The 6,421-nt window shown below is 64.1% G+C and carries 5 protein-coding genes and 2 pseudogenes; 2 read left to right on the top strand and 5 right to left on the bottom strand.

The genetic code is table 11. From position 1 onward, the window contains the following. From ELY13_RS14540 to ELY13_RS14525, 4 genes and pseudogenes are all read right to left on the bottom strand, one after another. Positions 1 to 476, bottom strand: a pseudogene (locus tag ELY13_RS14540) (transposase); the annotation flags it as partial. Positions 477 to 607: 131 nt separating this feature from the next. Then, positions 608 to 1,972 (bottom strand): ATP-binding protein, encoded by a 1,365-nt coding sequence (locus ELY13_RS14535; RefSeq protein WP_126174611.1) that lies wholly within the window; start codon positions 1,970 to 1,972, stop codon positions 608 to 610. A 5-nt stretch (positions 1,973 to 1,977) separates the two neighbouring features. Then, complete coding sequence (locus ELY13_RS14530; protein ID WP_126174610.1) at positions 1,978 to 2,718, bottom strand: response regulator; 741 nt, start codon at positions 2,716 to 2,718, stop codon at positions 1,978 to 1,980. A 50-nt stretch (positions 2,719 to 2,768) separates the two neighbouring features. Next, the gene (locus ELY13_RS14525) at positions 2,769 to 3,500 is read right to left on the bottom strand and encodes a sulfotransferase family 2 domain-containing protein (protein WP_206436089.1); all 732 of its coding nucleotides are present in this window, start codon (positions 3,498 to 3,500) and stop codon (positions 2,769 to 2,771) included. A gap of 427 nt (positions 3,501 to 3,927) precedes the next feature. Here ELY13_RS14525 and ELY13_RS14520 point away from each other — a divergent pair, with 427 nt between their 5' ends. Then, positions 3,928 to 4,848 (top strand): CDP-glycerol glycerophosphotransferase family protein, encoded by a 921-nt coding sequence (locus ELY13_RS14520; protein WP_164549841.1) that lies wholly within the window; start codon positions 3,928 to 3,930, stop codon positions 4,846 to 4,848. A 97-nt stretch (positions 4,849 to 4,945) separates the two neighbouring features. Continuing rightward, the gene (locus ELY13_RS14515; protein WP_126174608.1) at positions 4,946 to 5,638 is read left to right on the top strand and encodes a DUF4136 domain-containing protein; all 693 of its coding nucleotides are present in this window, start codon (positions 4,946 to 4,948) and stop codon (positions 5,636 to 5,638) included. 319 nt (positions 5,639 to 5,957) lie between these two features. Here ELY13_RS14515 and ELY13_RS15755 read toward each other — a convergent pair. After that, positions 5,958 to 6,250: pseudogene (locus tag ELY13_RS15755) on the bottom strand (DDE-type integrase/transposase/recombinase); the annotation flags it as partial. Between the last annotated feature and the right edge of the window lie 171 nt (positions 6,251 to 6,421).

Below are 6,421 nucleotides of genomic sequence, written 5' to 3'. Positions count from 1 at the left end.
AGCCGGCTTGCGCTCGAGCAGACTGCGGATCCATCTGGCTGCCGGAGCGTCGCTCGCCCTTGACCGCCGCACCACCGTGTCGCTCCGACGACGAGCAGCTTTCTGAGATAGCGATCCCCCATCTTCGAGATGCGCCCCAGTCGGTCCTTGCCGCCCGAGGAGTTCTGGCGCGGGACAAGCCCCAGGGAAGCGGCAAACTCCCGCCCTGACCGGAACTGGGTAGGTTCGGTCACCGATGCGGCGAGTGCCGGCGCGCTGATCACACCGACGCAAGGGATCGTTGCCAGTCTCTGGCTATCTTGATCCTGCCGATGCCATGCCAACAGGCGCCGATTGAGCACCTGGATTTGCGTGACCAGTACGTGGAGTTGTTTGGCCATGAGCATCACCACGTCACGCGCAATGTCGGGGAACACTGCGCTGTCCGCCTGCTCGGCACGTTCGATGAGATCGCGCGCACCACGTGACACAAACAATTCCGGAAGGAGGCGTTAGCTGCCGGTCAATACTGTGCACCCAACGCATGCAGCCGTTGACGGGGTCGGGTGCCGCTGATCATCCAAGTCCCGCTGTTGAGTTATATTCTGCGCCCCCTGCCGGCGATCCGTCAGATCGGGAGCACGACTCGTGCAAGAAGACCGCCCTCGGGCCGGTTGGCCAGAACCGCCTCGCCGCCGTGCTGGTGGACGATGGTCCTCACAACCGCGAGGCCGAGTCCCATTCCTCCCGTTTCACGGTTGCGGGACTGCTCCGCCCGAAAGAATGGCTCGAAAGCGCGGTTTAGGTCGTACTCTCCCATCCCTGGGCCTTCATCGGCAATCTCGATGAGCGCGCTTGCGTCTTCCACCAGCACGCGCACTTCGGCTCGATCGCCGTACTTGACCGCGTTGACGAGAAGATTGGTGATCACCCGCCTCATCCCCGAAGGATCGGCGTGAACGATCAGCCTCTCGCTCGGGAAAACCGTTATCGCCGCGCCCGTGGAACCGAGATCGTCGGCGACGCTCAGGACCAGGGACGTCAAGTCGACTTGCACTCGTTCCGGCCGGTAAGAGACTTCCTTCACGAAATCGAGGGTTGCGGCGATCATGGCTTCCATTTCGGCGATGTCGCGCTCGGCCCCGATCCTGATCCCGTCCGGGGCGTTCGCGACCCGGAAGGAAAGGCGCATCAGCGGAGTGCGCATGTCGTGGGCGATCGCCGCGATCATGCCTGTCCGATCCTCGACGTACCGCTGGATACGCGCCTGCATCCGGTTGAAGGCCGTGGCTGCGGCCCCGAGTTCCGCCGGTCCTTGCAGCGGCTCCAGCGAACGGGCGGACGGGTCCTTTCCCAGCCGTTCCGCCGCCTCCGCAAAGGCCCGTATCGGCGCGGCGAGATGGCGGGCGAAGGCATAGGCCAGGGGGCAGACGATAAGCGCGGTTCCCACGAACCACAGCAGCGCGCGCTGCTGCCATGGTTCGAGCAGGCGATCGTTTTTCAGGCTGAGCGTCGTCCAGCGGCCGCGTTCGAGTTCCGCCGCCACCACGAAGCTTCCTCCGTCCGGTCCGCCCGGCAAGATCGACGACCCCGGAGGCCCGGGTGGCGGTCGCGTTCCGGGCGGATCGCCATCGTCGGGCCGGCTTCTGACAACCCGTACGCGGTCGATGGTCACGGAAAGCTGCCGGGCTAGTTCGCGGCGATAGCTCCGCTCTCCCCGATCTTCGAAGTTGTCGTGCGGCGGCGCGGCCGCGACCCACTTCGCTAGGTCCGTCCCGCTCGCATCCTTGCCCAGCAAGGCCGCCGCCGCTTCCCCAGGTTCGACATCGGGGCTGCCAGGCGGAGGAGACGTGAGCACCACGGCCAGATTGACCGCTTGCGCGGCCATGACGCTCAGCACGACGAGGAGAACGATCCGGAACGCGAGGCTGCGCGACCGGCTGCGCTCAGCCGGTTCACCGGCTGGCCCATCGCGGGCCTCGATCGCCTCCACCGCCTTCAACGCCGCTTCACGGCAGAAAGAAACATGTAGCCTTCGCTGCGGATGGTGCGGATCAATTCCTCCCGGGTGCCGCCGGAAAGCTTGCGGCGCAGCCGGCTCATCTGGACATCGATCGCGCGGTCGAAGTTTTCGGCATCGTTGCCCTTAGTCAGATTGAGCAACTGATCGCGGCTGAGCACGCGCCGCGGATGCTCCGCCAGGGCCCGCAGCAGATGAAATTCCCCGTTCGACAAGTTGACGATCACGCCGCCCGGATCCCTCAAGACGCGTGTGGCAAGATCGAACGTCCAGCCGGCGAAACGCAGTTCGCTGGCTGCCTGGTCCGGCCGGGGGTTGGCTTCACTGCGCAGCTGACGCCTCAACACCGTCCGCACCCGGGCCAGAAGCTCCCGCGGGCTGCAGGGTTTGGGCAGATAATCGTCGGCGCCAAGCTCAAGCCCGATGATCCGGTCGACTTCGCTGCCCATTGCCGAAAGCATGATCACCGGAGGTCCGCCATCGGCTTGGAGGCGCTTCAGCGCGTGCAGACCGTCCTCGTTCGGCATCATCACGTCGAGCACGACGAGATCGTAATCCGCAGCGGCCAGTTTGCTGCGCATTTCAGCCGCATCGCCAGCCACATCGACTTGATAGCCATGCTGTCCCAGAAATTCCGAGACGAGAGTCCTGATCCCGGAATCGTCGTCCACGACAAGAAGGCGGCTGGTGAAATCCACGGGAGGACTGATGGCGGTCATATATCCGGATTTCCAGTCCGATGTGCCAAACGGTACTGCCGCTAGATCCTTCATGCCGCCCCACTTCCACTCAGACCCTCGAACAGGCTTGCGTCGCGTCGGTACAGATTGCGTATGCGCCGTTCCTGAGCCGGCGTGGCCTTGGTGGCCGATCCCTTCCGCTGGTTCACCTGGGGCAGACCCGCCCCTCCCGCCCCCAGCAGGACGTCGTCCTCGCCCAACCGGTCGAAGCGGATCAGCCGATTCACGGCCACACAGCCAGACCGGTCCAGGACATACCAGCTCTGCGGGCGGAAGATATGATCGACGCGGTAGGGAGACTTCGCTTGCGCGATGTGATCCAGAGCATCGTCGAGAGAACGGAACGATGTGTAGAGGCTCCGGAACGGGGCGGACACCAGATTGTCGCCGCTTCCCCCGGCTCTCGCGTAGTCGAAGGCGGACAGGAACCGCTCAACCGGATCCCGGATTACGGCGACGCTTTCAACTTCGCTCAACAGCGAAGGCGCGACCTTCGCATAATAGCGGACCGTCGCGTGCTTCATCTGGCGTCCGTATAGGGCGGTGCAGATCGACATCCCCGCGTTTTTCGGAACGTGGATGAACAGCACTCCGGCATCGCGGATGCATTCCAGGCGGGCGCGGCGTTTGGCGTCGAGGATCGGCCGGACACCGATTTCGCACAAGCGTTCCGGTATGTCGCTGACCAGCTTCGCCCCGAACAGTCCAGCAACGTAGCGCCTGCTGCCGTACGCCGCTCTCTTGTCTATTTCCGTTCGCATGTCTCCCAATGCAGGCGGAAATTTGCCGGAAGATTTCAACTGCTGAAATCCTGCGGAGATGCAGTCCAGCAAGAATCCCCATCGAACTTCCCGGAAGAAAGATTCGATGACAGCCGGATTAGCAAACATTCTTGAGATACCCCGAACGGCCGCGCAAGTCGGTTTTCTATTTATAGGCGGGGAGCACCAGATGCTGCACATGGCCCCTGTCGCGGCGGAGCTTTCCGCTGCTAGCGACAGGGACTGCTCCGTCCGCCTGTTCGTTACTTCGGCCGAGGACGAAGCCAAGCTGAGAGGCACTCTCGAACTGCTGGGTGCCGTGATGCCCATCGAGCGGCTTCCAGCTCCTGCCTGGCTGGGATTCCTTGCCCGTTGCTGCCGCAACCGGGCCTTCAAGCTCCCGAGGCTGGTTGCCGGGCGCAAGGTGTTGCAGGCGCTCGACGCGGTGGTCGTGACGGAGCGCACATCCACTATCCTGAAACGCTTGCCGGGGGCCCGGCCGCGCCTCATCCACATACCCCATGGCGCGGGGGATCGCGCGCGGGGATTCGAGCGCCGGATTCGCTTGTTCGATCACGTCATCGTTGCAGGTCCGAAGGATCGGTCGCGCATGCTGTCTGCGGGGATTGTGCAGCCGGAAACCTGTTCGGTCTCCGGTTACGTGAAGCTGGACGCGATCCTGTCATCGCAGGGCGCGGCGGACGTGCCGCGCCTGTTCGCCAATAACCGGCCTATCCTGTTGTACAATCCGCACTTTTCCAGACATCTTGGATCGTGGCGCGGCTTTGCACGGCTGCTGATGACCGCAGCCCTCGATCATCTCGACATGAACGTGATTATCGCGCCGCACGTCCGCTTTCGGGAACAGCTGACTCGGGGGGATCGGGCCTGGCTCGACCGTATCGCAGCCGAAGGGCGGGTTCATGTCGATCTCGGCTCGCCGCGTTGCAGCGACATGACCTACGCCATGCTCGCGGACATCTACGTCGGCGACGTAAGCAGCCAGGTCTACGAGTTCCTACACCGACCGCGGCCTTGCGTGTTTTTTAACGCGGCGAAGGCCGACTGGCGCGGCAATCCCGATTTCGCGCACTGGAATTTCGGGCAGGTCATCGACTCCCCTTCCGACCTTCTGGACGCCCTTTCGCACGCGTTCGAGCGCCACGTCGGTTTCAGAAGGGCCCAGGAAGCGGGGGTGCGCCGCGCGCTCGGATCGATCGATCGCAAGGCCGCGTGGCGGGCAGCGCGGATCATCCGGGGCATCGTTCTGGGCCAGGGCACCGGACCGGCGGCGAGCGCGCCGCGCGCCTCCGGATTACGGCCCCTCACCCTCGAACCCGCCGCGTGATTCACGCGGATCGGCGCCCGCCCGACAACGCAGCGCCTCTCCCGAATTAAGTTCAATCCAGCGCGAAGGGTAGGCGGATTTTTGCCGTTGATCGAGCATGAGAACACCAGACATTTCCGTTTTGCGCCCCTTCGTGCCGGTTTCGGTGCGCGCCTTCTTTGGTGCGGCGATCCTGCTGGCGGCGCTCCTCGCTTTCTCTCCCGTCGCCGCGCAGGGGATCGGGTGGGATCGCCCCAGATGGGGCCATGACGACCGGCACCGGAGCGAGGCGGATGATCCGCTGGGCAAAGTGACCGTCGCAAGCTTCGCGGCCGAACTTCCGGCGGCGACGGTGCTTGGCCACGCGGCAATCGAGGTGACCCTCTCCGCCGGGGTGCTGGACGACAATCTTGCGTTCGAGAGCGCTCTCATCGATCAGCTGGTCGCCGTCGGCTACGACACCGCCGTCCCGGCCGGGCTAAGCGCGCAAGTGGCCACGCTGCGGATCGTGCGTGATCAGGTCAGCCCTGCGGAAACGAAACACAAGCCGATCAGCGGCGAAATGGCGGTGGGAGTCAGCAACCGCGGAACGTCGATGGGGCTGGCGCTGACCGTCGATCTTTCAAAGCCGCGCGGGGCACTGGTCCGGACCCGGATCGAAGTCAGCATTCGCGACCGCGAAACGGACTCGATCCTGTGGGAAGGCCGCGCAGACATGGTATCCGTGGAAGGCGACGACCGGTGGCGGAGCGATGCCGTTGCGGCCCGCCTGGCCCAAGCCTTGTTCGCCCGGTTTCCCGAGGCGGCCTGACCATGCCCTGCGCTCCGGTTCTGTTTGCCCGCGCCACGGCGGTAGCCGAGGGACTGTGATGGCAGCCATCACAATCGGTCTTGGCCTTCTGAGGCGGAACCGTCCCGCACAAGCCAATCTGCCGGACCACGCGGTTGATGACCGGCGCCGGCAAAGGTGATGTGTTCGCCTTTGCCGCGCTGGTGGAGCGCCACACGGCACTAGTCTACCGCGTCGGCTATCGCATGCTGCGGGACCGGTACGAGGCGGAAGACGGTTGCTGTCAGTCGGATGCGAACTGCTCTCCGTTTGGCAGACTGCGCCCGACCCGCTGCAAGTCTCAGGCCATAAGATTTTGCCACTCAGCCAAAGCGGCCGAGCGGCGGGTCTTGTAGGTCTGCCTGTCGACGAGATGGCGTTCAGCGTTGAAGTGGTTGACGAAAAAAGCGTGGACTGAAGCGAACTTCTGGAGCGACTTCATCTGCCTGAACTGAGCATCGCTCGCTCTCGTCGTCGGAACGGCAGATGCGAGTTCTCGACCCGGTTGTTTGCCCAGCGGCCGGTCTCCTGCTTCTGCTCACAGCCGAGCTCGGCTAAGGCGGCTTTGTAGGAGCGCAGTCCGTCGGTCATGATGGTGCTGTCAGTCGGATGCGAACCGCTCTCCGTTTGGCGAAGTGCCCCAACCCGCTGCAAGTCTCACGCCATGAGATTTTGCCACTCAGCCAAGGCGGCCGAGCGGCGGGTCTTGTAAGTCTGTCTGTCGACGAGGTGGCGTTCGGAGTTGAAGTGGTTGGCGAAAGAGGC

The sequence above is a fragment of the Altericroceibacterium xinjiangense genome, from assembly GCF_003958635.1.
Classification (GTDB): domain Bacteria; phylum Pseudomonadota; class Alphaproteobacteria; order Sphingomonadales; family Sphingomonadaceae; genus Altericroceibacterium_A; species Altericroceibacterium_A xinjiangense.
Note: the sequence above shows the minus strand (reverse complement) of the source record. Positions and strands in the feature narration are given on the sequence as shown.